19 protein-coding genes are annotated in these 26,846 nt (G+C 56.6%); 1 reads left to right on the top strand and 18 read right to left on the bottom strand.

The window, feature by feature from the left end:
* Positions 1-332: 332 nt before the first annotated feature.
* The gene (locus NQZ67_RS25385; protein WP_257451492.1) at positions 333-5,984 is read right to left on the bottom strand and encodes an S-layer homology domain-containing protein; all 5,652 of its coding nucleotides are present in this window, start codon (positions 5,982-5,984) and stop codon (positions 333-335) included.
* Between the two features lie 236 nt (positions 5,985-6,220).
* Here NQZ67_RS25385 and NQZ67_RS25380 point away from each other — a divergent pair, with 236 nt between their 5' ends.
* Positions 6,221-8,491: a helix-turn-helix transcriptional regulator gene (locus tag NQZ67_RS25380; protein WP_257451490.1), complete on the top strand. Its 2,271-nt coding sequence runs from the start codon at positions 6,221-6,223 to the stop codon at positions 8,489-8,491.
* 51 nt (positions 8,492-8,542) lie between these two features.
* Here NQZ67_RS25380 and NQZ67_RS25375 read toward each other — a convergent pair whose 3' ends face one another.
* The 17 genes from NQZ67_RS25375 to NQZ67_RS25295 form a co-directional block, all read right to left on the bottom strand.
* Positions 8,543-9,328 (bottom strand): hypothetical protein, encoded by a 786-nt coding sequence (locus NQZ67_RS25375; RefSeq protein ID WP_257451488.1) that lies wholly within the window; start codon positions 9,326-9,328, stop codon positions 8,543-8,545.
* Positions 9,312-9,836: an RNA polymerase sigma factor gene (locus NQZ67_RS25370; protein ID WP_257451485.1), complete on the bottom strand. Its 525-nt coding sequence runs from the start codon at positions 9,834-9,836 to the stop codon at positions 9,312-9,314. The genes NQZ67_RS25375 and NQZ67_RS25370 overlap by 17 nt, the downstream gene beginning before the upstream one ends.
* Before the next feature lie 221 nt (positions 9,837-10,057).
* Entirely contained in the window at positions 10,058-12,556 is a 2,499-nt protein-coding gene (gene spoIIE / locus NQZ67_RS25365) for a stage II sporulation protein E (protein ID WP_257451483.1), read from the bottom strand.
* Positions 12,557-13,157: 601 nt separating this feature from the next.
* On the bottom strand, positions 13,158-13,658 hold the full coding sequence (locus NQZ67_RS25360) for a S1 domain-containing RNA-binding protein (protein ID WP_257451481.1): 501 nt from the start codon (positions 13,656-13,658) through the stop codon (positions 13,158-13,160).
* Positions 13,659-13,857: 199 nt separating this feature from the next.
* Positions 13,858-14,160, bottom strand: a complete 303-nt coding sequence (locus NQZ67_RS25355; protein WP_257451478.1) for an FtsB family cell division protein — start codon at positions 14,158-14,160, stop codon at positions 13,858-13,860.
* Positions 14,160-14,777 carry a spore cortex biosynthesis protein YabQ gene (yabQ, locus tag NQZ67_RS25350; RefSeq protein WP_257451476.1) on the bottom strand — a complete coding sequence of 206 codons (618 nt, stop codon included), beginning with the start codon at positions 14,775-14,777 and terminating at the stop codon, positions 14,160-14,162. Before yabQ ends, NQZ67_RS25355 begins: the two co-directional genes overlap by 1 nt.
* Positions 14,774-15,061, bottom strand: coding sequence for a sporulation protein YabP (gene yabP / locus NQZ67_RS25345; protein ID WP_257451473.1), 288 nt, complete (start codon positions 15,059-15,061; stop codon positions 14,774-14,776). The genes yabQ and yabP overlap by 4 nt, the downstream gene beginning before the upstream one ends.
* A gap of 80 nt (positions 15,062-15,141) precedes the next feature.
* Positions 15,142-16,599 carry an amino acid permease gene (locus NQZ67_RS25340; RefSeq protein ID WP_257451471.1) on the bottom strand — a complete coding sequence of 486 codons (1,458 nt, stop codon included), beginning with the start codon at positions 16,597-16,599 and terminating at the stop codon, positions 15,142-15,144.
* A 54-nt stretch (positions 16,600-16,653) separates the two neighbouring features.
* Positions 16,654-19,743, bottom strand: a complete 3,090-nt coding sequence (locus NQZ67_RS25335; RefSeq protein ID WP_257451469.1) for a PAS domain S-box protein — start codon at positions 19,741-19,743, stop codon at positions 16,654-16,656.
* Between the two features lie 183 nt (positions 19,744-19,926).
* Complete coding sequence (locus tag NQZ67_RS25330; protein WP_257451467.1) at positions 19,927-20,226, bottom strand: RNA-binding S4 domain-containing protein; 300 nt, start codon at positions 20,224-20,226, stop codon at positions 19,927-19,929.
* 3 nt (positions 20,227-20,229) lie between these two features.
* Complete coding sequence (locus NQZ67_RS25325; protein ID WP_257451465.1) at positions 20,230-20,502, bottom strand: HU family DNA-binding protein; 273 nt, start codon at positions 20,500-20,502, stop codon at positions 20,230-20,232.
* Positions 20,503-20,885: 383 nt separating this feature from the next.
* The gene (gene yabN / locus NQZ67_RS25320; RefSeq protein WP_257451463.1) at positions 20,886-22,379 is read right to left on the bottom strand and encodes a bifunctional methyltransferase/pyrophosphohydrolase YabN; all 1,494 of its coding nucleotides are present in this window, start codon (positions 22,377-22,379) and stop codon (positions 20,886-20,888) included.
* Between the two features lie 88 nt (positions 22,380-22,467).
* Positions 22,468-24,135 carry an oligosaccharide flippase family protein gene (locus NQZ67_RS25315; protein ID WP_257451460.1) on the bottom strand — a complete coding sequence of 556 codons (1,668 nt, stop codon included), beginning with the start codon at positions 24,133-24,135 and terminating at the stop codon, positions 22,468-22,470.
* Positions 24,136-24,522: 387 nt separating this feature from the next.
* The gene (spoVT, locus tag NQZ67_RS25310) at positions 24,523-25,065 is read right to left on the bottom strand and encodes a stage V sporulation protein T (RefSeq protein ID WP_257451457.1); all 543 of its coding nucleotides are present in this window, start codon (positions 25,063-25,065) and stop codon (positions 24,523-24,525) included.
* 424 nt (positions 25,066-25,489) lie between these two features.
* Positions 25,490-25,672: a type II toxin-antitoxin system antitoxin gene (locus NQZ67_RS25305; protein ID WP_257451455.1), complete on the bottom strand. Its 183-nt coding sequence runs from the start codon at positions 25,670-25,672 to the stop codon at positions 25,490-25,492.
* Positions 25,673-25,684: 12 nt separating this feature from the next.
* On the bottom strand, positions 25,685-26,557 hold the full coding sequence (locus NQZ67_RS25300) for an SPFH domain-containing protein (RefSeq protein WP_257451453.1): 873 nt from the start codon (positions 26,555-26,557) through the stop codon (positions 25,685-25,687).
* 87 nt (positions 26,558-26,644) lie between these two features.
* Positions 26,645-26,842 carry a CLC_0170 family protein gene (locus NQZ67_RS25295; RefSeq protein ID WP_257451450.1) on the bottom strand — a complete coding sequence of 66 codons (198 nt, stop codon included), beginning with the start codon at positions 26,840-26,842 and terminating at the stop codon, positions 26,645-26,647.
* Positions 26,843-26,846 lie beyond the last annotated feature (4 nt).

Here is a 26,846-nt window from a genome sequence, read left to right as displayed (position 1 = left end):
CGAAGGGATAGTCTGGGGTTTTGATGCGATTATGCATCATTTTTCGATATAAGTCGGTCAATTTCGCTTAATTGGTGCAAAAAGTGCAGGAAATGATAGGAATGGATAGGCAAATAGGAGGAGTCTCATAGAAAATGATGCAGAAAATGCAGGAAATGATAGGAATGGATAGGCAAATGGGAGGAGTCTCGCGGAAACTGATGCAGATTTGCAGCATTGCTGCCGCTCCTGCTTGACACTGCTTTAAATCCTGCGTTTTTGCAGCATTCTTCCTGTATGTAAAAAGGGACGATCCTTCGGCATTTCGCCGATAGATCGTCCCTTCTCATTTGCTATTGAAGCGCCAGCCAGATCATCTTCGCGATCTCGGCCCGCTTCACGTCCGCATGCGGATCGAACAAGCCGCCCGGCTTGCCGCTCACGAGGCCAAGCGCGCTCGCTTGGACGATCGCATCTGTCGCCCAGTCGGAGGCCTCCGCCATATCCGCGAACGACTGCCCGTCCGCCGAAGAAGATTTTTTGCCTTGCAGCAGCTCGTGAATCCTCATCAGAATAACGGTCGCTTCTTCGCGGGAGATCGTGTCTTCCGGACGGAATTTGTCCTCATAACCCGTTACGAGCCCAAGCTCGTAGGCTTTCTCCACGTATGCCGCATAATACTTGTCCTCCGCGACATCCGCGAACGTTGACCCGTCCGTCTCCAGCCCGAGGAATCCGAGCGCCTTCACGGCGATTACCGCGAAGTCCGCGCGCTTCACGTCGCGTTCCGGCGCGAATGTGGACGAATCAATCCCCGTCACGGCGTGCTTCGCCGCCAGCTTGCCGACATAAGACTCCGCCCAGTGACCGGCCATGTCGTCGAACGATTTGCGGTACTCCATCACTGCGAAGCCGGAGAAATGGTCCGTCTCGAACGTCACCGCGCCGTCCTCGAACGTGCCGCCCATATAATGTGCGTTCTCTCCGTCCAGATAGTAGACGCCGGCGTAATCCGTGTCCAATGCCTTCTTCTCTTCCTCGGTCAATTGTCTCGACACGCGCACTTTGCCGCCCAGCTCGTGAATCGAAGTGGTTTGACCGTCCCTGCTAGTCGCTGCCAACTCCAGATGGAACACGATAGCCGTCGGCCGAAGAGCCTCATCCTCCAGCTCTCGATCCGCCTCGTCGCCCGGCTTTGTACTGATCTTCAGCGACACCATCACGCCTTGTCCCAGCGCGCCCGCAGGGATGACGCCGGCCGGATATTCGATCTCAAGACCCGAGAACGTCAGCTTCATGCCTTTGCCATTCTTCTGGAGGTCGGCCATCGCCTCCGCCGGCAGCTGAAGCTCGACCGTTCCCGACGCAGTACCGTTTCCTTCAAGCTTAATTTGAATGAACTCGTCGTTCGCTGCGCTCTTGATCGCATCCTTCACCGTATCCGCCCCGAGCTCATAACGGTTTCCGGACTTCGGCTGCAAGGCGACGATTCCCTTGCCCACTTCAGGCTTCGGCTCCACCGTAACAGGCGGCGACGTAACGACAGGCGTCTCTTCTTCCGCAGGGCCTTCACCCGTGTAGAAACGCCATACGTCCGAACGGCCAACGCCCGTGTAGTCGTCCTCCGCTACCGCATACCATTCGTAGGCGGCGTCCGCATCAAGACCGGACCACTCGACCGTCGCATTCGCTCCGCTTGCCGCTTCCTTCGTTTCGCCGATTTGCTCGTCGGTGTACACCTGCACGCCGAAGTAGTCGGTCGCGACCCGCTTCGTCTCGGCATCCAGCTCCAGATCAAGCGAGAACTCGTCCTTGCCCGGATACGCGACAGGGTCGTAATAGTTGTAGTCGTCCAACGTAGGCGAATACGTCTTGATGTGCAGCTTATCGTTCGCCATGTCGAATTGCATCAGACGGATATAGCCGAGGCCGCCGTCTTCCGCTCCTTGGTAATCGGCCAGCATCTGGTACACCTTGCGGTCCGCCGCGCCGTCGCCGTCGTCGTCGATCTCGTCCGTCTTCAGCTCGGCGTCATGGTAATGGCCGGACAGCGTCGCGAACACGTTTTTGTTCGGCAGCACGACCTGCTCGTACACCTTGTCCGCGATCGGGGCGCGGTTGCCCGACACGAGCAAATATTCATGAAGCGCAATAATTGCCTTGTGGTTCGGGTGATCCTTCACCACTTGGTTCATCCATTCGATCTCTTCATCGGCGAGGCCCCAGCCCATGTAGACGATAATGAAGTCATTGCCGCCCGCGGACACGAGATCGTAGTGGCCTCTGTTGTTCTGATAGGAGCCGCCGAACGTCGGCTGGTTCACGAACCGGTCCTCGCTGAACCACTTCCAATAGTCTTCATAGGAGCCCTTCTGATGGTCGACATCATGGTTGCCTGCAAGAACGCCGTAAGGAATGCCCGCGTCGTCCAGCACCTTCATGTTGCGATCCGCTTCTTCCCACTGGTAAAGCTTGTCCGACTCGTCGACAATGTCTCCGGTATGGATGACATATTTGATTTTGTGCGAATCCAGATTGTTTTTGATCCAATTTACGTTGTCGCGATAGTATTCGAAGTACGTCTCCGAATAGTATTGCGTATCCGACATCCAGACGAAGGAGAAATCGTAAGGGTCGTTCGATACCGGCAGCTCATCCTGCACCATCAGGTTGATCTTGTTCGTCTCCTCGTGACGGTAATCGCCTGCCGCTACCTCCGAGCCGAGCTCGAACTCCTCATTGCCCGCAATAATCGTATCCAGCTGTTGCCACTTGCCGGCATCCGGCGACCACGCGTACAGACTGACCTTGCGGCCTTCAAGCGACTTGCCCTGCCACTTCACGGCGACGCGGTCCGTATCCTTCACGGACGGGTCCAATGTAATCTCGAAACGCTGATACGGGAACTGCTCCGTCGCGTCGTCGATCAGGTACTGGTTGTCATCCTTGCTGATCAGCTTATAATCTGCTGCGCCGAGAGCCGTCTCGCCGCCAGGCACCTCCTGCTTCGGAGGCTCCGTGTCCGCCGCGCCGCGATAAGCCTTGAAGCCGGCCTGCGTGCTTGCGTCGAACTTGTATCCGCGGAAGAACGAGACGCGCATCAGATCGTCCAGAGGATCCTGCGCTTTAACGGTGAGCTCAGCCCTGTCGCCTACACGATCCTTGCCGGGAAACGGCGATACGACGACCGGAGCCGCCGGATTCTCGTCCGGCACGCTGAACGTCACGGTAGATTCCGCAAGGTTGCCCACTTTATCGGCTGCCTTCACTTCCAACACATGCTCGCCAGGGGCAAGAGCAGACGAAGATGCCGCAATGGGCAGCTCGACCGCCTTGCCATCCAGCGTCGCCTGTACCGATTCGACGCCAGCGATTTCATCGGTAACCGCCGCATCAATGACGAACTCGCCGCGATACTCTTCTTCGTTCTCGACAGTCGGCACGATGATCGGCGCCGTATTGTCAACCTTGACGTCGCGAGTCAACGTGCCATTCTGGCTGTGTGTCAAACTAATCGTGTGGTTCCCGTCTTCCGCCGACCTTGTATCCCAGAGATAAGCCTTGGAAGCCAGCTTGTCCGCCGTCAGCGTAAACGTGAAGTCGATAAATTCGTTTTTGCCCGAGCTGTCGCCCATCTTCAGCGACGTCATCGGATTCGCGTAATTCGGATCGTACAGCTCCGTTCCGTCGGCCAGCACGAGGCGTACATTCCGGATTTCGAAATCGTCCTTGTTCTCCTCCGGACGCTCATCGAATGGTCCGGACTTCGAGCCGGCATAGATGGAGATGACATTGTCGCCCGCTTCCAGTCCGTCTGCCGAGACCGGAATGGACAGTGTCGACCAGCTGTCGATCGGGTCGAGGAACGTATGAATAATTTGGCCGTCCACCACGACTGCATTTTTGAAGTAATAGTTGACGCCCTGCGTCTCGAACGCGAAGTAGGCGCCGCTCTCCAGAGCGGAATACGTACCGGTTGTCAGCTCATCGCCGCCGATTGACATGGTGAGCTCACTCCAAGGAACGCCCGCTCCCGTGCCGCGAATGATTTTGCTGCCCGCCAGCACTTCGCCTTCTTTCACGTTCAGTCTAAGATCCGCTTGCTCCGGTCCTCCCAAAATCGCAACACGCTTTGGCATCGTCGCAACTGCGTTCGTGCCGTCGGACACCTCGAAATAATATTCGATATACTTGCGTCCGATCAGCTGAGGGCTGAAGATCGTCTGACGGAATAACGAATCGTTGTAGCTCTGGGTCAAATAACGTTTTGTGTACGAGCTCTCCTTATCATCCTTGTAGTAGAGCAGTACCGTCTTCACCTGCATATCGTCTGCCGCGTCCGCTACGATGTCGAAGTTGTTCGTCTGATCGACCTCCGTCGCTGCCGTCAAATCCGTCACTTCCGGATTGACACTGTCCGCCGCGACAGTGACCGGAACGGCCGGCACTTGCTGCGAAGCGACGGCGCCCGGCGTCGCGGCCTCAAGGCCTGCGCTGTATTTGATCATGTTCGCTGTGCCGTCGACCGGATAGCGATAGAAGATTCCCTTATTCGCCTTGGTCTCTTCGTCGTTGTCGTAATAGACGGTCGATACCTCGATGCCGCTATTGGTGGCAACAACGATGCCCCGTTTGCCGCCGTTTGCCATGCCGTCGCTGAACATGCGGAACAGATTGACGCCTTCCTCGAGCGAAGTGCCGTAGTTCGTGTTGAAATCGGCAGCCGTCGAAGCCGTGTTATAGGCATTAATGACCCAGAATACAACGCTCTGCTTGGAAGGAATGACGACATCCTCCGTCGACGTCGGCCAGATAACGTCGGCGGAAGGACCGGAATCCGTATACCGGTACTTGATCCTGTAATCCTTCAGATTCATCGGCTTGTCCGTATTGTTGTACACTTCGACGAACTCGTAACCGTCGCCGGAGCCAACGTTCGCGGAATCGGGCACAATCTCCGTCACGAGAAGCGGAGGAGCCGATTGCGGATCGAAATCGCCAAGCTCGATTTGTACGGTTTGCGTCTCCGATTTCGTTTTGCCCGCCTGATCCGCTGCTTCTATATAATAGTACAGCGTTTCTTCTACAAGCGCCGATGCCGGAACGAGCGCCTTGAAGCTATCTCCGTCCGGGCTCTTCAGCATCATGACCGACGCAAATTGCGTTTGCGATTCCGTACGATAATACAAGACCGCCTCCGGCAGCGTACCGTCGGCATCCGTAATCGCAGCCGACACTTCCAGTCCTTCGGCAACCTGCTCATGGCTGATGTCCGCGATAGCCGGAAGCGTATTCTCAATCGGATCCGGTCCCTGAACCGGCTCCGACGGCACTTGATCGACCGTCACGCTGCCGGGCGTAGCCGTCACCGTGCCTGGATCCGCGACCATGCGCATGTTAATGGTACCGTCGGTCGGGTATGTATAGAAGATGCCCTTGTCCGGTTTCGTCTGCTCATCATTCTGGTAAGAGGCGACGACCACCTCGTTGCCTTGAAGATCCTTCACAACCATGTCGCGCGGCGACCCGTTCGCCATGCCGCCGCTTTCCTCCAAGCGGAACAGCGTTTCGCCTTCCTTGAGGCTCACCCCGAAGTTTGTATTGAAATCCGCCTCTGTCGCCGATCCGTTGGCGCTATTGATGACCCAAAGCACGATGGATCCACCCACCGGAATATCGACGCTGCCTTTCTCCACGGTCGGCCACGGCACGTCGCCAGAAGGTCCCTTGTCCGGGTAACGGTAGAACAGCTTGTATTGCGAGAAATCGAGCACCTCATCGGTATTGTTGTAAATCTCAATGAATTCGTACGCATCCGAGCTGACGCCGCTTACGTTCGCCGTATCCGGCACAAGCTCCGTTATCAATACCGGCGGTACCGCCGAAGCGGCGCTCCCGCCCGCTTCCTCCGCATAACCAGCCTGCGGCACGGCTCCGAATAGAAGAGCTGCGGCTGTCATGCTGGATAGCCATTGCTTCCATGTTCTTCGTCTTAGTGCTGTCACGGTTCACACACTCCTGGGTTCATTAGTTGCCGGCCCTTCGTCTGGCAGGCCGAGGACGTCCAAAACCTATGGTACAATGCTAGCCTTTGCAGCGTTATTGCCGTTTCTTCCGATCCTTTCCCTTTCTTCCGATTCGTTCTTCACAATATCTAAACATGGCCTTAATACTTAGGCGACGCGAAGCTTGTACGATAGGAGTAATATAAGTAACGGTACGTGAAGGAGATGACGCGAGGATGGGTCGCCGGCTTCTGTTTCGCTTCAATACCATATCGGGAAATATCGCCTTTTGTTCGCTTTCCATTCTGCTGCTGTTCGCCCTCTGCAGCGGAGCTCTTCTATTCCTCTTCCAAAACAAGCTCAAGCAAAAAACGATCGACGCCAGACTCGCCGAATGGAATCAGGCCGCCGAGCTGCTCGACATGCATATCGAGCAATTGAACACGGCGCTGAATCAAATCTATCAGGACCCTATCGTCCGCGAGTTCAACAAAGACAACGGCGATTCGGGCACCCACGTCTCCTCCGTACCGGGAACATACCGGATCACGAATGTACTGCGCGCCACTGCCCACAATCCGCTGCTCCATTTGGAAGGCCTTATCGTTCATTATGCCGACCGGGGACTCGCCGTTGATCAGAACGGAAGCAGCACCTCCGCCGACCTTTTTGAACGCGCTTATGCGAGCGACTCCTATTCGGCTTCCTTTTGGGAGGAGCATTTGAATAAGGAGCGCTTTGCCTCTATGCTGCCCGCGGCCTCCTTCCGAAACGCGTTGTTTCCGGCGCAAAAAAACACGGTGATCCCTCTCACCTTCTCCTTGCCGGGCGAACCGTATCAGCTTATTGCGCTCTGGAACGTGGAAGAGACGATGGATGCCTACCTGTTCGGAGACAATCGAAAAGAGTGGGCCCTTCGAGTGGAGGACGATACGGGACGCCTGCTGTACCAGTCAGAGCCTTTATCGGAAGCCTGGAATAGGGAAGCGCTTCTAAGCGGTAAAGCATACGTCCTCCAGGATAACCGGCTGCTGCTGCATGTGCAGGATGACTGGGGAAGAAGCTATTACGCGGAGGTCCCGTACGACGCTGCAGAGGTCCATGCTATTCGTTTATGGGCCATCCTCGCTTTCGCCTTGGTCGTTCTTATTGCGCTCGCGTCAACCTATTGGATAGGCAAACGTCTGAAGCGGCCGGCTCTTCAATTCATAGAGAACGTTCAGAGCCGCTCCGGCGCGTCCCCCGCTTCCGGCGGGATTCGGGAATTCATGCGACTCGACCTCTTCGTTCGGGAGCTGCTGAATGAAAGGGAAGCTGCGAGAAAGCATATGGAGAGGCAGCGCGCCGCCATGACCAACTTTGGTTACATCGGTCTGCTGAAAAACATGAACGGACTTGTCGAGCGGTGGGAGGAGTGGCAGCTAGAGGAAGGAGCCTTCGACGTCATCCTGTACGACATTCGGCTCCGCCAAGAACCTGAGGCTCTTCCGGATAACCGGCCGGAACATGCCGTACGCGCTTTGAACGAACAAATCGGGAAGACGGTTTCCGCTTATTACCCGGATGCGCACACCTTACTCATGGAGCCGCAGCAGCTGCTCACGGTCATTCGGAACGGGAACAGCGCTTCTCTCACCGATATGCTGAACAAGCTAAAAGCCGGATTGGACCTGCTATCCCGGTTCGGCTTCGTAACGATTGCGGTCAGCTCGAGATTCGAGCACGCTTCCCAGTGCCATTACGCCTACGAGCAAGTAAAGGCCATGGCAGACCAAGCGATGCTGCTGGAGGAGACGCAGATCATTACGAAGACGCGAATGCTGCCGGAGCAGCCTCGCCTATCCGACTATGACGCGCAGCTGCTCACGACATACCTCCGCAAAGGGCAGGATGAAAGCGCCGTGCGATTGCTGGAGGCGGCGCTGGGCGACATGCAGGCCGCCTGCGCCTCCGCGCGCCAAATTCGCAGCTTCACGGAGCAGATCACGATCATGATCTCCGCACAGCTCGATGCGCTCAGGGGAAATCCCGATCCCGGAGCGCTCTGGACGCTCCGCTCTCTGCGAAGAAAGCTGTCTTCCGCATGCTCGCTCAAGGAATACAAGGAATGGCTGATCCAATTTGTCGCCGTTGCCGGCTCCCTCCTCGCGAAAACCGATGAAGCACCTGAGGATCCGACCGTCCTTCGAATCATGGACATTATGGAAACGAAGTATGCCGAGGATTTGTCGCTCGATTATTTGGCAGCCGAGCTGAACATGTCGCCCACCTACCTCTCTACCTATTTGAAGGAAAAGACCGGAGTCAACTTCATAGAGCATCTCGGCGGCATCCGGATGGCCAAAGCGACGGAGCTGCTTATGGACACGTCGCTGAACATTAACGACATCGGCCGCATGGTGGGTTACCCGAATACGACATCCTTCAACCGCGCCTTCAAAAAATGGCATGGCATCGCCCCCGGCGAGTATCGCAAACGAAGCGACGCGATGGGGCGTACGGGTTAAAGGGAAAGAAGCCGCTCCTTGCCGGGGCGGCTTCTTTGCATCGTATAGTCGTTATTCCGGCTTCAGCACCTGAAACTCCTTGAGCGTCTGCGTGAACCGGGAGCCATGTCCTTCGGCGGCTTCGAGGAAGAAGCGGCTTGTCAGGATAAAGCTGCCCTGCTGCTCGTTGCTGACGATGTAGACGTCGATGACCGGACTGAGGCGGTCGCTGCCGTCGATGGCATGGATCCAGTAGCCGTTCACCGGATCGGTTACCTGCTCGATTTCCCGGACGTCGGAGTACTGCGATGCAAGCTGCCCGGCAATCTCGGACGCCAGCTCCTCCGGTTTTTTACTCACGTTCTGCTCGATCGTCAAGGATACCTCCGGATATTCGGCCGGCAGCAGATCGATCGTCGTAATGACGTCCTTGTCGTTCTCCTGCACGAGCTTGTAGCGTTCTTTGTCATAATAGATGGCGTACCGGCTCTCTTGATCCACGTGAACCTGCCCCTGCGTGGTCTCCTTGTCGCCCTCCAGCTCGATCTCGATTTCCTTCTCCGGCGCGAACCAGTCCTGAATGCTCTTCATGAACGCCGTGCCGGCCGGCAGCGCGAGGAACGCGGTAACGGCGATAACGGCAGCGGCTATGCCGGTCGATACTTTTACAATTTTCATGCGGGACACTCTCCTCTTCTTGTTGTCATGCTCTAGGCTGCGTGATAGAGTTCGAGATTGTTCTGTCATTCCCGGAGGCAAAGCCTCCAGCTGCGATTCGATTTGCGCCCACAGGTCTTCCTTCAGACTGTCGGGATATCGGCTTTCTTCCTGTAGTCGGTCCTTAAGCTTTTGATCCATACGGCTCCCCTCCCAAGCTGCTTCTCATTTTCTCTCGTCCTTTGTGGAGGCGCGATTTCAGCGTGTTCACGTTAAGCTCTAGCATATCGGCGATTTCTTTCTCGCTATAGTCGTGCAAATATTTGAGGATAAGCGGAATCCGGTACATATCGTTCATAGACTGCAGCGCCTCATAGATATCGACGTTCGCGTCCGGCAATTCCGGCTCCACCCCGATCCGCTCGAGCTGCTCACTCAGCGGCACGACCTTCTTCTCCCGCTCCATGATCCGGTAGCATTCCCTAAGCAGAATACAGTAGAACCACGGCTTAAACGGCTTTCCTTGATCGTATTGCCACATATTCCGATAGACGCGAAGGAACGTCTCCTGCACCGCATCCTTCGCCCACTCCGCATGTTTGGTCACCACGATCGCCGTTCGCATCGCATAATCGAAATATTCATCATATAAATGGCGGAACGCCTCTCTGTCGCCTTGGATGATTCGGCCGATCATCTCTCGCTCCACTTCGTTCACCTCTTTCTTGCTGTTCTATTAAGTATTACCCGCCAATTTGGCGGAAAGTTTGTTCCTTATTAAAAAAACAACACAAAAACCGCGCGGTTTTGGGATTTCCGCACGGTCTTTCTGTTTCATGAAGCCATTCATGTGGTTATGAATCATTAAAAGGGATACATTTCTGCTTATGATTAAACGCCGAATTGGACTTCATCGCAGATGCATTCATCCTAGCTCACCGTCCTTGGCCGCTCCATGCGGGTGACGCCCGGCCAGCGGAAGGACGCCCACTCCGGCTGGTGCTTGTCCACGCGCGCGACGAGCACGGTCATGTCGTCCACGATCTCACCCTCGTGGTGGCGCACGACGCGCTCGAGCAGCGCATCGGCCAGCTCCTGCGGATCATCGGTTTGCATCTCGCCGATAATGCGCTTCATCCACAGCTCTTTGTTCACCGCATGGCCCGGCGCGTCATAGATGCCGTCGCTCATCATGACTAGCGTATCGCCCGGCTGCAATTGCATGGAGACAAAATCGACGTCAATATCCTGAATGATGCCAATCGGCAAATTATTTGCCGTAATCGGAATGACTTCTTTGCCGCGTTTGATGAAGCTTGGCGTGGAGCCTATCTTCATAAACGTCGTGTGCGCGGTATAGAGATCGACGATCGCCAGATCGACCGTCGCGTACATCTCCTCTGAGGAGCGGAGCAGCAGGACGGAGTTCACCGATTTCACCGCCAGCTTCTCGTCCATGCCCGATTGCAGCAGTTGCTGCAGGATGGATAACGCCGCGCTGCTCTCCTGGCGCGCGCGCTCCCCGTTGCCCATGCCGTCGCTGATCGCGACCGCGAACTTCCCGTTGCCGAGCTCCACCAGGCTGAAGCTGTCTCCCGACAGCAGATCGCCTCCCTTGGCCGCTCCGGCCACGCCCGTCTCGATCTCGAATTGCTTCGCCGACGTGAAGGTTACCATCGTCGGCTCCCCGTTCTTGGCGGGCGGCACCTCCGTCTTCACCGCGATATGCTCGCCGAGAATGTCGCTGAGCAGCGGCGCAATAATTTTGCGGCATTCGTCGAAGCCCTTCTCGAACGAATGGTAAACCTCGATCTCGACGTTCCCCTCCTCCAAATTGACGATATCAACGCCCTGAATGGACAAGCCTAAACCCTCGACCGCCTCCCTGATTTGTTCCTCCTGCAAATGCAGCGTCTGACCTTCGCGCTTGATCTCTCTGGACAAGTCCTCCATGACCTGGGACACGCCGAGCAATTGATCCGCGACAAGCTGACGGGAATCCACGATTTGCTTCTTCCAATGCTTGTTGTTCTGATGCAGCTCGTATTGATGCTTCATAACGGACAGCACCTGCGAAGATTTCACGCAATGCGACGTCCATGTCCTCGGCTGCTCCTTCGATGCCGGAACCCGATCCTCCTCGACCGCCGACATCATGTCGGTCATCATTTTGTAAGTATGGAAGAACTTATCCTCCCAGCATGCCTTCTGACGATGGCAGCTCGCGCAGCTCCGCTCCGCCACCGCGTTCATGAAATGCCCGATCTCCTCCTCCTTCTTCACCTCGGTCACGTTCTGGTTCAGCTGTCCGAAGCTCTTCGATAATTGACGGAATACATCCGAGAATTGGGATACCCGCTCCGCCGTCACTTCCCGCACCCGCTTGGCATACTCATGCTGCGACTTGGCGTGTTCGTTCGTGCCGGGCACGTACCTGGCGATCGTCCGAATGACGCCCCGCGGTGTAAGGAGCAGCAGCGTGGCGGCCGCAACCGATTCCCACGTCGAGCTCATGACGTCGGGTCCGGTCCCGATATATATAGAAAGGATGGACGTGCCGAGCAGCATGCCGAAAGCAGCCGCCATCTTGCCTCCATCTCGTAGAAGCCCCGCCAGCAAGCCGGCGAAAGCGAGCATGCTCATCTGCACGACCGCGCTGAAATCCGCGAGACTGAGGATGAGCCCCGCCACGACGCCGACCGAAGCCCCAAGCGGAGCGCCGCCGGCCATGGCGAACAGTAGCAGCATATAACGGGACATGACATGCTCGGCCGACATGCCGTAGAACACCCAGCCGACCGCGCCCGTCATGACGGATGCGAGCAATATCATGACGCAAATAATTTCCTCGTGCTTGAGAGCGGCCGATTTCTTCGTCATCGTCAGCACCGGAAGCGCGTGGATGAACACCAGCGTCAGAACGAAGGCCAGCGCCGCTTCCACGAGGACCATCATGAAGCTGTACCAGCTTAGGCTCTCGCCGATGAACACGCCGAACATTTGAACAAGCAGCGTTGCCGTGAACACGAGCAACGGCGCGGTTGACAGCTCCGCCTTCTCGTAAGCCTCCAGCCCCTTCATCAATAAGAACAGCACGGCGATCTCCATCGCGATCCAGAGCGGCGCCGGATCGGCCGCGAACCAGCTCCCCGCTACGAGAGACACGGCGATATAACCGTAGATGTCCTTCCTCATGAAATAAATGACGGCAAAATAAGCGGCGGCAAACGGCATCAGCGACTCCAGGATAACAGCTCGTCCAAGCAGAAAAGCGACGGCGACCAGCAGAATCGTCCACTTCTTCGCCAGGAGCATGGAAGCCGTCCCCTTGACGGCTCTCATCTCCTTCACTCGCTGCGCGGCATTTCGGAAGAGTCCTTCCCGCTTCATTGCCGCCGGGTTACCCATCACGCTCTCCTTCTTCCACATTAACAAGCACCACCATTCCGAGTTTATTGTGTTCCCCATTATAGGTGCTTGTCCGGATGAAGTTTGTCAGTTATCGTAGCAAGGCCAAAAGTTTTTTCCGACAAAATGGAAGCGCTTCGCAGTCCTTGTCATGACCGTGTCAATCGCAGGCTGACGCTGGCTTTGAACGCCGTTCGATGCGCCGTCCGCTGTCGTCTCCGTCAACAAATTGCACAAGCGCGCGCGTCTATTCTTTGACGAATCGACGCCGTAACCTGTCGGGAATGGAGGAGGTAAGGGGAAAACTATTTCTCGCGGATAGGCATATTCGGCAAAACGACTTTTGAGCCCGTCCCCTCGACAGGGATAGCGGATGCGACAAACGGCGCCGTCAGATGCCTGCGATTGTTGCCTTTGGCGCGCGCTGGGATGGATCGGAAAAGGGAGCACTTATGACTTTAGATGTGCCAGGAACGTCTATTTGTGCCGCAGCATCACGGTTTCGACGTTTAGACGTGCCAGGAACGTCTACTCCGACTACACCCCTGGGCTCCCCCCGCCCAGACAACAAAAAAGCGAAGCCAATTAAGGCTTCGCTGTATCTATTCGTATGCGCTTGATGTTATACTCGCTTGGCTCCGCGTCCGCCGCGTTTGCCTTCCGTGTTCTTCTTCAGGGAAGAAATCCGCTCTTCGCTATCTTTCAAGAAGCGTGACATTTTATCCTCGAATGACGGTTTGCCAAATGATGGTCTGCCACCCGATTGCTTGTTGAAGGGACGTCCGCCTCGGTCTTGGCCTCCGCGGTTGAAACGATCTCCGCCGCCGCCGCCGAATCCGCCTGCGCCTGAGCGCTCGCGTGGGGGTGGTGGCTGATGACCTTCCGGCCGATCAATGGCTTGCTTGATGGAGAGTCCGATCTTTCCGTCCTTGTCCACGTTGATCACTTTGACCTTGACGACGTCGTCGATCTTTAGGTGATCCTTCACGTCCTTGACGTAGTTATCGGCAATCTCAGAAATGTGAACAAGACCCGTGACACCTCCCGACAAGTCGACAAATGCCCCGAAATGCGTGATGCCCGTCACTTTTCCTTCTAACTTGGCGCCCACTTCAATTGCCATAAAATAAAATGTTCCTCTCTTAAAAGTTTTGTTGAAAGCTTATCGCCTATATCTAGGCGAATGATGAAACAAAACTTACTTCGTAAGCATGATATATGGAACAAAAACGCCCCGTAAGCAAAAGTCTTGTATCTACCGTGATTATAACCGAATGGCGGAAGCAAGGTCAACAGACGTTCATCCTGCCAGGCCGCCCGGATTATTCGCTGAAGATCTGCTGTTCTCCCTCTTTCACCATGCCCAGTTCCTTGGTCGCGAGCTGAGAGATATACTCCGGATCGTTCAATTGTTCGACTCTCTTGGTCAGTTCTTCGGTCTGGGCGCGAGTCTCCTCGATCCCGTCCTCGATGGTGGTCAGCTTCTGGTACGTTGCCTTCTGCTGCTGCATCTGTCCGAATAACGTATAACCCGCCCAGCCCATGAACAGGACGACGAACATCATCCAGAGCCTGTACCGGCGTTTCGAGGCCGGTGCCGACTGCTTCGCAGTAGCAGTTGCCATTATCGCTTCTCCCTCCTGAACCATTGATTCCAAAGGCTCTTCACGGCAGCCAGTCCCTTCATGAGACGTTCCTCCGCGCGCCATCGCTCCCAGTGCGGCTTCAGCCATCGCCCCATCGGACGCGTGACCGGTTTTGCCAGCCATAGCAGCAAAAGCCAAATTGGACGAACCAATTGTACCACAATTTTCAGGAGGAAAATAGTGAGCGCAGTCCCAAATCCCAAGATGACAAGAACCGCCTTATATAGCAGGAGAATCGGTTTAATGATGACAAAATCGAACACCTTGAGCAAGAAACGGATCAGCGCCCGGACCGCCTCTATGACCCATTTCACGAGCGCGATCACTTGCTTGCTAAGCAGCCAATAATACAGAATGACGCCGATAGCCAGTCCCAAAAAAACGTATGCCCGCACCTCGCCATTGTTGCTGGCATACAGCATTAGGAAGACGACGACCGCGGCCGCCATCCAATAAAGGATATCGAGCACCGGCAGCCACCAGCGCGGAAATCTCAGCTCGTTCGACACGACGCGGTATCCATCGAATACGACGCCCATCCCGAGACCGGATAACAGCATGACGGCCACCGTCAGCCATTGAGTCGTTAAGGTCACTTGAACAGCTTCCCGAACAAGCCTTTGGATTTGTTATTCGCGGACGTACCGTCCAAATAGGCGAGGGAATGAACGTAGCCTTCTATCGCGACGAGCCCTTGCTCCAGGCTCAAATGCTTAATATGAAGATTTTGACCCGTGACGGTCAGGAAGCCCAGCTCCGTCTCCAGAAGAAACTCCTCGCTGTCGAAGCTCTCCACGTTCACCACGCCGGTCAGCTCCAGCAGCTTCCGATTGATCATTCTGATCTCTTGATTTTTCTGCCCTTTGCCCGATTCGACCATAGACTCGTCCCCCGCTTCGTTAATTTCTCTATTACTCTATGGGAGAGAGACAAGGTTTAGAACCGGACCTAAGCTTCTTGTTAATCCTCCGGGCTCAAACGGCATTCCCGAAGCGGAATCAGCTTCGTCCGGTACTTCCGCTTGTAGCCGAGGTAAATAAGCAGGAACAGGGGAATGCCGAGATAGGTGGCGAGGACGCCTTTCCAATCGATCGCGCCGCCGAGAAACTGGGCATAACCTTGACCGGCCATAACGACGAAGCAGACCAGAAACGCGAAGAGAGGCCCGAACGGAAACCACAACGCCCGATACGGCAGCTCGTCGAGGCTCCGCCCTTGGGCCGCGAACGCTCTGCGGAACCGGTAATGGCTGATCGCAATGCCGATCCAGGCCAGGAAGCCGCACATGCCGGAAGCGTTCAGCAGCCAGGTGTAGACGACCCCTTCTCCGAATAGGGAGGCGAGGAACGCCAGCATGCCGACGGCCGACGTGACGAGGAGCGCCGCGATCGGGATGCCGCGCCGGTTCAGGACTTTCAGCCATGCCGGGGCTTTGCCTTCCTTGGCCAGCACCCACAGCATGCGGGTCGAGGCATACATGCCCGACGTTCCCGCGGAGAGCACGGAGGTCAGAATAATCGCGTTCATAAGCGACGCGGCAAAAGCAAGGCCCGCCCGCTCGAACACGATCGTAAACGGGCTGACGGCGATATTCTCGATACCGGATTGCAGGAGCAGCGGATCCTTGTAGGAAATGATTGCGCCCACGACGAACAGCGAGAGAATATAGAAGATGAGGATGCGCCAAAAAATTTGCTTAACCGCCTTCGGCACGCTGCGCGCGGGATCCTCGCTCTCCCCGGCCGCTATCCCGATCAGTTCCGTGCCCTGGAAGGAGAAGCCGGCCGCCATGAACACGCCGAATACCGCAAGGAAGCCGCCGGGGAACGCCGTTTCCCCTTCGCCCATCCATCGTATGCCCCCCGTATGCCCGCCCATGATCCCGACGATCATAAGCAGTCCGATGACGATGAAGAGAATTACCGTCGCCACCTTCAGGAACGAGAACCAATATTCCGATTCCCCGTAAGCGCGGACGGACAAGTAGTTGATTCCCGACATGACCCCCAGAAAAATAACGCTCCAGAGCATCGTCGAAGATTGAGGCAGCCAATACTTCACGATCAGATTCGCTGCCGCGATCTCCGCCGCGATCGTGATGGCCCAGTTAAACCAGTAGTTCCATCCGAGCGCGAAGCCTAGCGCGGGATCGACGAATTTGCCCGCATAAGTGCTGAACGATCCGGGCACGGGCATATAAGCGGCCATCTCGCCAAGACTCGTCATCAGAAAATAAACCATGAGGCCGATCGCCCCATAGGCAATCAGCGCCCCGCCCGGCCCGGCTGAGGCAATCGCCCCGCCGCTGGCAAGGAACAACCCCGTTCCGATTGAGCCGCCGATGGCGATCATCGTCATATGACGGGCCTTGAGCCCCCTGACGAGAGTGCTCTGGCCCGAAGCCTTTTCCTTCTCCATCCTCTAAACCCCCATCTTGACAGATGGGCTTATCTTTTGGCATTTCGCCGCTTCTCATACTGCAGCTGTATAAATACGGTTTCGGCCCGCAAGCTTCGCTTGATACAACGCTTTGTCGGCGAATTCGACCATTTCCGTGCGGTCAAGCCCCGGCATCGCAATCATGGTCGCCGCGCCAAGGCTGACGGTCACGTAATCGCTCACTTTAGACGCCTTATGCGGAATGCGGAGGGATGCGATCCGTCCCTTGATTCGCTCCGCCGCTTCCATCGCTGCCGCAGAGTCCGCGCCCGGCAGCAGCACGACGAATTCTTCTCCGCCGTATCTAGCCAGCACTTCGCCGGGCTTACCGATTAGAGGCTTCAGGCTGGAGGCGATGCTCTTCAGGCAGGCATCCCCGCCTAGATGCCCGTACGTATCGTTGTACAGCTTGAAGTAATCAATATCGAACAGGATAATCGAGAGAGGCGACGATTCGCCGGCTGAAGTCTGCCAAGCCTGCTGGAAGGCCTCGTCGAAGGCTCTTCGGTTCGCGATGCCGGTCAGGCCGTCAAGCGCGGACAGCTCCTTGAGCATGCGGTTCATCTCCTGCAGCTTCTCCTCTTCCTCCCGGCTCTTGGATATATCCCGAATATAGGCCAGGTTATGCGGCTTGCCGCCGAAATGCACGCATGTGATCGACACCTCCGCGATGAAGACAGAACCGCTCAGCGTCAAATAGTGGCTCTCGTACGTCATTTGCGACAATTCTTCTTTTAGCATCAAGGCAAAACGCTCCTCGACTTCGTTCCGGTCATTCGGGTGGGCGAGCTCGAATTTGTTCTTCCCCAATAGAGCAGACAGCTCCGAAGCCGCAAATAAGCTTGCCGCTTTCCCGTTGGCGTAGACGATCGTCCCTTCCGCGTCATAGAGGCAAATTGCGTTGGGAGACAGCTCGAATACCCTCCGGTAACGCTCCTCGCTCTCCCTCATGGCCTGCTCGGCCCGTTTCCGCTCGGTAATATCGTGCGCGACCACAAGCACCGATTCCTCGCCGCGGTAGATGATCCGGTTGGACTGCACGATCGCTTCGAACGGCGCGCCATCTACCCGCACTAGTCGTTGCTCGACAGGCGGCGCCTGCAATTGCGTGGTCAGCGTCATCGAAATCCGCGATTTGACCAGCTCGCGCGAATCCGGATGGATGAACTCCAGCAAGCGCCGGCCGATAATATCCTCCGGTTTGGCCGCGCCGAACATGCGAACGCCGGCTTCGTTCACGTAGACGACCTCTCCGTTCGCATGAACCGCAACCGTATCCGGCAGAAGCTCGATCAGACGACGGTAACGCTCCTCGCTTTCTTTGAGCGCAAGCTCCGTCTTTTGCCGGTCGGTCATATCGCGAAGGACGCTGATCGACACTCTTTTGCCCTGCAGCTCGATAATTTTGGTGACCGACTCGACCGGAATGATCTCTCCGCCCTTCGACCTCACCCGCATCTCGAACTTGGCGAATCCCGTTTCGACCAGTTGCTGGATGACGTGCTTATGCCCTTGCCGAAGCGTCTCATCTTGAACCCCAAGATCATAAGGCGTCATCTTGAACAGCTCTTCCCGCGTGTAGCCCAGCACCTGACAGACCCGCTCGTTAACCTCCAGAATCGTCATGGGCTCCGGGTTAAACTCCGTCATGAAGAACATATCCACCGCATGGCCGACGAGCGCGCGGTACTTGCTGACGGATTCCGACAACAGCCGCTCGGAATCCTTCCTTACGGTTATGTCTCTAATGATGCAGGAGAAATAAAGCGTGCCGGCCGTCTGCCACTTGTTAGGCGTTATATCGACGGGGAACACGGAACGATTTTTTCTTTGGCCTTCCAGCTCCATAGAGCCTTCCCAGGCCGCGTCATGCTCCGCGATCCGGTACTGCTCCATTTCCCGCCGGTAAGCATCGCGTTGACGCTCCGAGATGACGTCGCACAGCGGCATGCCGAGCGCCTCTTCGTTCGAATAGCCGAACATCGTCTCGGCTCCGCGATTCCAGGAAATAATGTTCAGTTCGCTGTCCGCCAGAATGACCGCGTCTTGATCCGACTCGCTGACCGCCTTATACTTGCCTTCCGCGTATTTCAGCGATACCGAGAACCCGAGGAGGGAGGCGATCGGATTCATCAATTGAATTTGCTTCTGCGACATATAGCCGGGAATATCGGAGCCCAAATTAATGACGGCGATAACCTTGCCGTTATAGATGACCGGAATATGGATCGTCGATCTGACACCCATCCGATACAGGCCGTCCTCCATCTTGCTATCGGGGCGCCGCCGCCTCCAATTCGGATAGATAGCCGCTTTGCCGGTCGCAACGACGGCATCCATCGCCTCGGTTACCGTATGGGTTTCGTGGGGCCCCACCTCGAGAAGCTTGCCCCTGACCGCCCTGCAGAACATCTTGTTTTTTCCGTTATCCACGCTGTAGATGCTCCCGAAGCTGACCCGAAGGAAGCCCAGCATCTCCAGCAGCGTCCGTTCGTACACCTCCTTGAGCTCAAGCGTCTGGAATTGCTCGGTTAAGCGGGAGATTCGCTTGTTAAGCTCCGCCCTCTCCCGGAGATAGTTCTGCACATGGATAAAAGCCGCGACGATGAGACCGCCGACGAGCATAAGCGAAATGAATTGTATGACCACGCCGAGGCCGTCCTCCGGTCCGATCCGATAGAGGAGACTCGCGCTGATCGACACGCTTGCAAAGCCAAGCATCGCGAACCATTTCGGCCAGTAACGATATACCAATCTGCCGATTATCGCGGAGCTTATGCCGACACCCAGCGAGAGCAAGGCTGCCAGAACGGCGGTTTCGTCGACGGTGCCGTCATAGAATAACCGGCAGAAGGCTATGATGACCGTGCTTACAACGGCCGAGGGAAGACCGCCGTAATAGGCGGAAATAAGGATGGAGAGATAGCGATAATCGATGACCACGTTATTGTCGAGCTCGATCGTAAAGGAGAGAAGAATGACCCCGAACAACCCTTGGACGACCCCGATTCCGATCTTGTGCAGAAGCGTCCACTTGGTATAAGGATAACGCCCGTAGAAGGGCGCGGATAGAATTAAGAAAACCAGTACAAGCGTAAGATTGCTGAACAACTGCTGCAGCATCGTGATGACACCCCTTGTTTATGTGGAAGCCATGGTCGTATTAGACCTCATTCTACAATACCCGACTCTATTCCTTGTTTATATCGGAAGGATATTGTCATTTCCTTATGGCAAATTCGCTCAAAAGAAAAAACAAGCCGGCGCCTTCTTCCGAAGGCGCCGGCTTGCGGCGTTATAAGTAGGTTATGGCGTGCTCTTGCCGCTCTCCCAGTCAAGACCGGTATCGCGGGGCCGCTGTTCTTCTTTCACCAAGGTATAGAGCTCGCCGGCTTCATCCTTGCGGGTCGTCTCCGAGAGACGCTCCACGCGGACCGTTACGATCTTCTGACCGTATTGGATTTGGAGCTGGTCTCCGACTTTCACGGCGCTGCTAGCTTTCGCTTCGCGACCGTTGATCCAGACGCGTCCTTGCTCGGATACGTCCTTCGCGACGGTGCGGCGCTTGATCAGCCGGGACACCTTGAGAAATTTATCTAAGCGCATGTATTACTTGATCGCTTCTTTCAGCTTGTTGCCTGCTTTGAACGCAGGAACTTTGGATTCAGGGATCGTGATTTCTTTACCCGTTTGCGGGTTGCGGCCTACGCGGCCGGAACGTTTGCGAGTTTCGAAAGTACCGAAGCCGATCAATTGTACTTTGTCGCCGCTAGCAAGCGCGTCTGTTACTTCGCCGAGGAAGCCGTTCAGTACGGATTCTACGTCGCGTTTTGTCAATCCGCTTTTTTCTGCGATGTTGTTGATCAGGTCTGTTTTGTTCATGTGAATATTCCTCCTAATTAGTTAACGGTTATTTTTGGCTGCCGATAGAATAGCGGCTAACCCTTTGGCAAAATCTGCTCTTCCGAAGAATACTTATTCTGCCCGTCTCTACAAAATCCTGCTGATGTCGATAAAATTTTTTGGGAATAGTGCAGAATAGAGGCGAAATATGGCGAAATTCTAGTAGAGGATGTTCAAAAAGCTCGCTTTTGATCACGAAGCCTATTCAAGTAGACTATTCGGCGTCGAATCTTGGATTCAGCCGAAACTTCCGGTTCTCATGTAGCGCTGCTACACTCCGATCCTCATTTTCTAGCTACATCCAACCTTCTCGGTGCTGAAAAGCAAGCTTTTTGAACTGACATTTTGATTATTACCTTTGTCTACTGCCTCTTTGCCTCTTCCCACCAGCGATCCATCTCTAGTAAATCAGTTTGGTCAAAAGTTTTGCCGTTTATACGAAGCTGCTCTTCAATATATTGAAATCGGCTCTTAAACTTTCGATTCGTGCGAGAGAGCGCCTCTTCGGGGTCGGCGTCAATGAAGCGCGACGCGTTCACGACGGCGAACAGCAGATCGCCCAGCTCGTCCGCCTGCTTCTCCTTGTCCTCGGCCGAAATCGCTTCGCGAAGCTCGCGCAGCTCCTCCTCGATCTTCGCCAGCACCGGACCAAGCTCGTCCCAGTCGAAGCCGACCTTTGCCGCTTTCTTCTGCAGCTTGTACGCCTTCATCAGCGCGGGCAGATCGGGCGGAATGCCGTCCAGCTGCGATTTCCTGTCCGCATCCGTACCCTTGCGTTTCTTCTCCTCGGCCTTCATGCCTTCCCAGTTCGCCAGCGCTTCGTCCGCGTTCTGAGCGCCCGTGTCTCCGAACACATGCGGATGGCGGAAGATCAGCTTCTCGTTCAGCGTCTGGATGACATCGTACACGGAGAACGCTCCCACCTCTTCTTCCATCTGCGAGTGGAGCATGACTTGCAGAATGACGTCGCCGAACTCCTCCTGCATTCCCGCAGGATCGTCGTTGTCGAGCGCTTCCAGCGCTTCGTACAGCTCCTCGATGAAGTTCTTGCGGATCGATTGATGCGTCTGCTCCCGATCCCACGGACAGCCCTCCGGGCTACGAAGGATGCGCACGATCTCATGAAGCCGATCGAACGTGCGGTTGCGCAAAGCAGGATCCTCGGAGCGAGGGACGTAGATGATCGAGAGATTGCCGTACGCCTGATCGCGATCCAGCTCGTAGATGGGCACGCGGACGATCTGCTCTTGACCGCCAACGCCCAGCGCATGGCCGATAACGACCTCGTAATCCTCCGGATAACGCTCCATCAGCGCGAGCTTCACGTCGGAAGCGGTGAAGACATCGTATACTTGGCCGATTACCGTATGCAGCTGGGGCTGAAGGGCCGACGGCTGCAGCTCGGCCGCATCCAGAAGCGAGAAGCCTTCGATCGGGTCGAAGCCAAGCGATGCGAATGCGGCGTCCAAGAAGCTCTCGCCGCCTAATACATCCAGCGCGACCCCGGCTTCGGAGCAGCGCTCGCGAAGCAGCTGGACGGTGCGTTCGGCGACCATAGGATGACCGGGAACGGCATACAGGATCGCTTCGCCGGACGTCTCCGCGCCGCTTGTCGCTTCCTTCAGCAGCCTAGAGGCTATCGCCTCGTACACCTCGGGAAACGAATCATGCTGCTCGTAGACGCCGTCGAACGACTCGTACGCGATGCCTTGTTCCTTCAGAAGCGCCATCACGGGATGATGCTCCGTCCGCACGAACACGCGCTTCGCCGACTGCAGCCGACGCCAGATGCCGAGCGTTAATTGATCAGGGTCGCCGGAGCCGAGTCCGACGATCGTAATAGGCGAATGCGCCATAAAAAATCAGCCTCCCTAGTAGGACGTGCGTTTATGTAGGCGGGTTGCATTTTTTTTGCTCGCGGCGCCGGCTTGCCCAGCGCCGCCATCAGCGTTCGTCCGCCGGCGGAATAAGCCGCCAGCGCCGAAGCCGGGCGGCCCACGCCTCGCCGCCCGGGATCGCGCGCCATTCGCGCGCGCTGACCGCGCCGCCGCGCAAGGCTGCGGCGGCGAACACCACGGCGCCGACGGCTGCGCCCGTCAGCGCCAAAGCTGCCGCCTCAGCCCGCGGCGGCAGTCCGTACCCGAGCGCGGCGTCCAGCGCGCGCTCGGCCAGCAGGACGCTGGCGGCCATCACCGCCAGCGCGGCAATGCCGGCGGCCGCGGGGCCCATGCCCGGCCCGCGGCGCCTGTATACATGCGGCGGGCGAAGCCCCGCAGCCGCATGGCGAAGCGCCGCCGCGCCCAGCAAGGCGGCGGCGCTTAGCGCGACAACGCCGGAGAGGGCCGCTCCCTCGATACCGAGGGAGGGGACGAGAGCGGCGTTGAGCGCGCCCTTCAGCAGCGCTGCGAGCAGGAGCAGCGCGACAGGCGCCCGCACCGAGCCGAGCGCTTGCAGCGCGGGCGCGACGACCGCGCTGACGCTGCCGGCGAGCGCGGTGCAGCCGACGAGCGCGAAGGCGAGCGTGCCCTTCGCGTCCTTGTAGAGCATGACGTTCAGCGGCTCCGCGAGCAGAACGAGCCCAATTGCAGCCGCGGCGCCGGCCAGCCAAGCGGCGCGCAGCTGCATGTTCAGGCGCAGCTCCAGCGTCTGCGCCTCGCCCTGCGATTTGGCCGCGGCGAGGCCCGGTACCATGGCCGCGGCCGCGGCGCCGGCTACCATCGTGACCAGCTGCACGAGCGGCCCCCCGCGGCTGTATACGCCGAATAAGCTCATCGCCGTCGCTTCCGCCATGCCGCTCTCCCGAAGAAGCCGCGGCACCATGAACGCGTCGACGACTCCGATCGCTGGAACGACGACCGATGCCAGAGCGGCGGGGCCGGCCAGCTTCGCCAGCGCCTGGATTTCGCCCATTAACGCAGGCTTCTCCAACGCGGGCGCATTGGCTCTCCTACCGCCACGCCAGCTCCTGGCCGCGAGCAGCAGCAATGCGACGACCGCTCCCGCCGCGGCCCCGCTCATAACGCCCGCGGCCAGCTCCGAATCGCTCCAGCCCGCCAGCAGGCCAATCTCCAGCGCGAGCAGCATCATTGCCACGCGCACCACTTGCTCCGCCACCTGCGACGCGGCGGACAACCCCATTCGCCGCTTGCCTTGCTCGTAGCCGCGCAGGACGGCAACGAGCGGGGCGAACAGCAGCGCGACGGATAATACGCGAATGGCCAACGAGGCCGAGTCGTCGCCGATCCATGATGCCGTCAGATCGGCGCTCATCCACATCAGGCCGAAGGAGATTGCTCCCGTCGCCCCGAGCAGCAGCAGCGCCGCCGCGACGGTAACCCTTGTCCCATCCTCGCCGCCGTCCTCCCGCAGCCTGTGCGCGATCAGAATCGATACGGCTGTCGGCAGACCCGCAGTCGCAAGCACGGAGATCAGCTGATAGAACGGATACACAGCGTTGTAGATGCCGAATACGCGGTCCCCCGCCAAATTCTGAAGCGGTATCTTCTGCAAAGCCCCAATAAGCTTCGTCAGAAGAGCCGCTCCCGCCATCAAGATGACGCCGCTGCGCAAGAGTCGATACTGACGGCTGTCCGAGCGCTTACGGCTCCCCATTGTTTTCCCTGCTTCCCATTCTGCACATGATACCTGATTATAACGCAAATCGGAGAGGTTGTTCAAAAAGTCCGCTTTTGATCACGAAGTAAGCTCGGGGAAGCCTATTCGACGTCGAATATCGAATTCAGCCGGAACAGCGTGTGCTTACGAAGTATGTTTCCTTCGGAAACATTTGAGGTGCTCACGTAGCTTTAACTACGCTCCGCTCCTCAGTTCCTAATCTTCTTTCAATCTTCTACAGCGTTTTGAAAAAACGCAGCTTCGTAAGCATCATCCCATGTGCTGAAAACCGGACTTTTTGAACCCGAATTAAGAGGTTGTTCAAAACGCAACAAAGCTTCCCCGTTCCTGGGGAAGCCGTTGAAAGCTTATGTGTACCGTTCGCTATTGCTCCATTTGTTTGGCGAGGAAGCCGGCCGCGGTTTCCGCCATCTTCTGCTCCATCTGCGCCATCTTCACCGATTCGTCCTTGCTTAGCAGCACGACCGTTCCGATTGGATCGCCGCTCGCGATAATCGGGGAGACGACGTACGCGCTATATTCTTCCTGCAGATCCTTTACGATCTCATGCGGACCGCCGTTAGCTTCGGTCAGCGTCTTGCGGTTGTCCATGCACGATTCGAGCGTGCTGCCGATCGGCTTGTCCATCAGTTCCTTCTTGGAAGCGCCCGCTACCGTAATAATGGTATCGCGATCCGAGATCAGCGTAATATGGCCGGTGCTTTCATGCAGCGATTCCGCATACTCCTTGGCGAAGTCGCCGAGCTCGCCGATCGGAGAGTATTTTTTCAGAATGACTTCTCCGTCACGGTCTACGAAGATTTCCAGCGGATCGCCTTCGCGTATACGCAAGGTACGGCGAATCTCTTTGGGAATCACCACACGCCCTAGATCATCGATACGACGTACTATTCCAGTTGCTTTCATTTCTTGTTGCCCCGCTTTCCTAGAGGATTTTGAATCGACTGGATACTTGCATCAATTTATGATGAGAAACATCACTGAGAGCTCCACGAGGATCATCGCCGTCCTCGAAGTACTTCCGGGCAGCGAGTCCGCTTGACTTGCGCGGCGGATGATAACTCCTACCGGGTCCATAACCGGTATTGAAGAGGTCGATCCTTCAATGAAGATTTTTTTGAATCTGACCATAGTATTCATCCGCTCCCAGTATCTTATGCACGACTCCAGCCTGTGCAGGAAGGATACGACTGCAGCCGCGCGCGTGCTTCTCACACCGTCGGATCCTTACTATTCCCCAATCCTTGAAAGCATACCCAGTCGCTGGCGTTTACACAAAAAACGGCGTCCGCCCGCAGGAAGCAGGCAGACGCCGTCTTGTCGAATCGCATTATTTGTCCTGCTCGGCATCCAGGCGAGGCTTGCCGAGTCTGCCCGCTTTGGCGAGCGCTTCACGCAGCAGAAACTCGATATGTCCGTTGACGCTGCGGAATTCGTCTGCAGCCCATTGCTCGAGCGCGCGGTGAATGTCCGGATCCAGGCGCAGCGGGAACGCCTTCTTCTCTTTGGCCATGGAAGGCGGCCCTTAACTGTACAACGATCCCGTATTAATAACCGGCTGCGCCGCCCGGTCGGATACGATCGATACCATCAAGTTGTTCACCATCGCCGCCCGCCGCTCGGCATCCAGCTCGATTCCGTTCTCCTCCAGCTTGCGGAGTGCCGCGTCCACCATGCCGACCGCGCCCTCCACGATCTTCTGGCGCGCGGCCACAATCGCAATAGCCTGCTGCCGCTGAAGCATCGCGCTCGCGATTTCAGGCGCGTAAGCGAGATGCGTAATGCGCGTTTCCCTGAGCTCCACGCCCGCGACGTCGAGGCGATCCTGCAGCTCGCGCAGCAGCTCGGCCGCCACTTCGTCCGCGTTGCCTCGCAGCGTAATGCCGGCCTCGTCCTCGAATATATCGTAAGGATATTGGGCAGCAATATGGCGAATGGCCGTCTCGCTCTGTATTTCGACGAACCGTTCGTAGTTGTCGACATCGAAGGAAGCCTTCGCCGTATCGACTACCTTGAACACGACGACCGCGCCGATTTCCACGGGATTGCCCTCCGCGTCGTTTACCTTCAGCTTCTGGCTGTTGAAGTTGCGCACCTTAAGCGATACAGTCGACTTGGACGTCAAAGGCAGAACCATCCATAGGCCGCTCTCGATAATAGTGCCGATATAGGTTCCGAAGAACGTAATCACTTTTGCTTCGTTCGGCTGCACGATCACGAACGACGACAGCATCAGCAGGGACAGGACGACCAGCACGACGCCGACGGCTAGCAGCAGTCCTGAAGGTTCTTCGGACGTTGCCTGCAGAATGGCCAGCGCAGCGCCGCCTAATCCCGCCAGAATAGCGATCAGCAATCCCAAATATCCGCTAACGTATAAGGCCTTCTTTTCTCTCATGAGCATCACTCCATATCAATGTGATATTTTTATGATATCACTTTTTACAGAATCAAGCAATACTTCAAGAGAAAATACAGCGCCTGCTTATCTCAGCCACAGCATCATGACGACGACGAGGCTTAACATGAGGTGGATCCAGCCGAAGCGCTTGGAGAGCCTATAGCTTTTGCGGTCGGATCCCGATGCTTTACTCTCGATTAGCAGCAGGAACGCGCCGCTGGCCGCGAATAACAAGAAGAGATAGCCCGAGAAGCCGAATGTGAATATGCCTTGGATCATCATTTCC

Source organism: Paenibacillus soyae (genome assembly GCF_024623455.1).
In the GTDB taxonomy this organism is placed as follows: Bacteria; Bacillota; Bacilli; order Paenibacillales; family Paenibacillaceae; genus Pristimantibacillus; species Pristimantibacillus soyae.
Note: the sequence above shows the minus strand (reverse complement) of the source record. Positions and strands in the feature narration are given on the sequence as shown.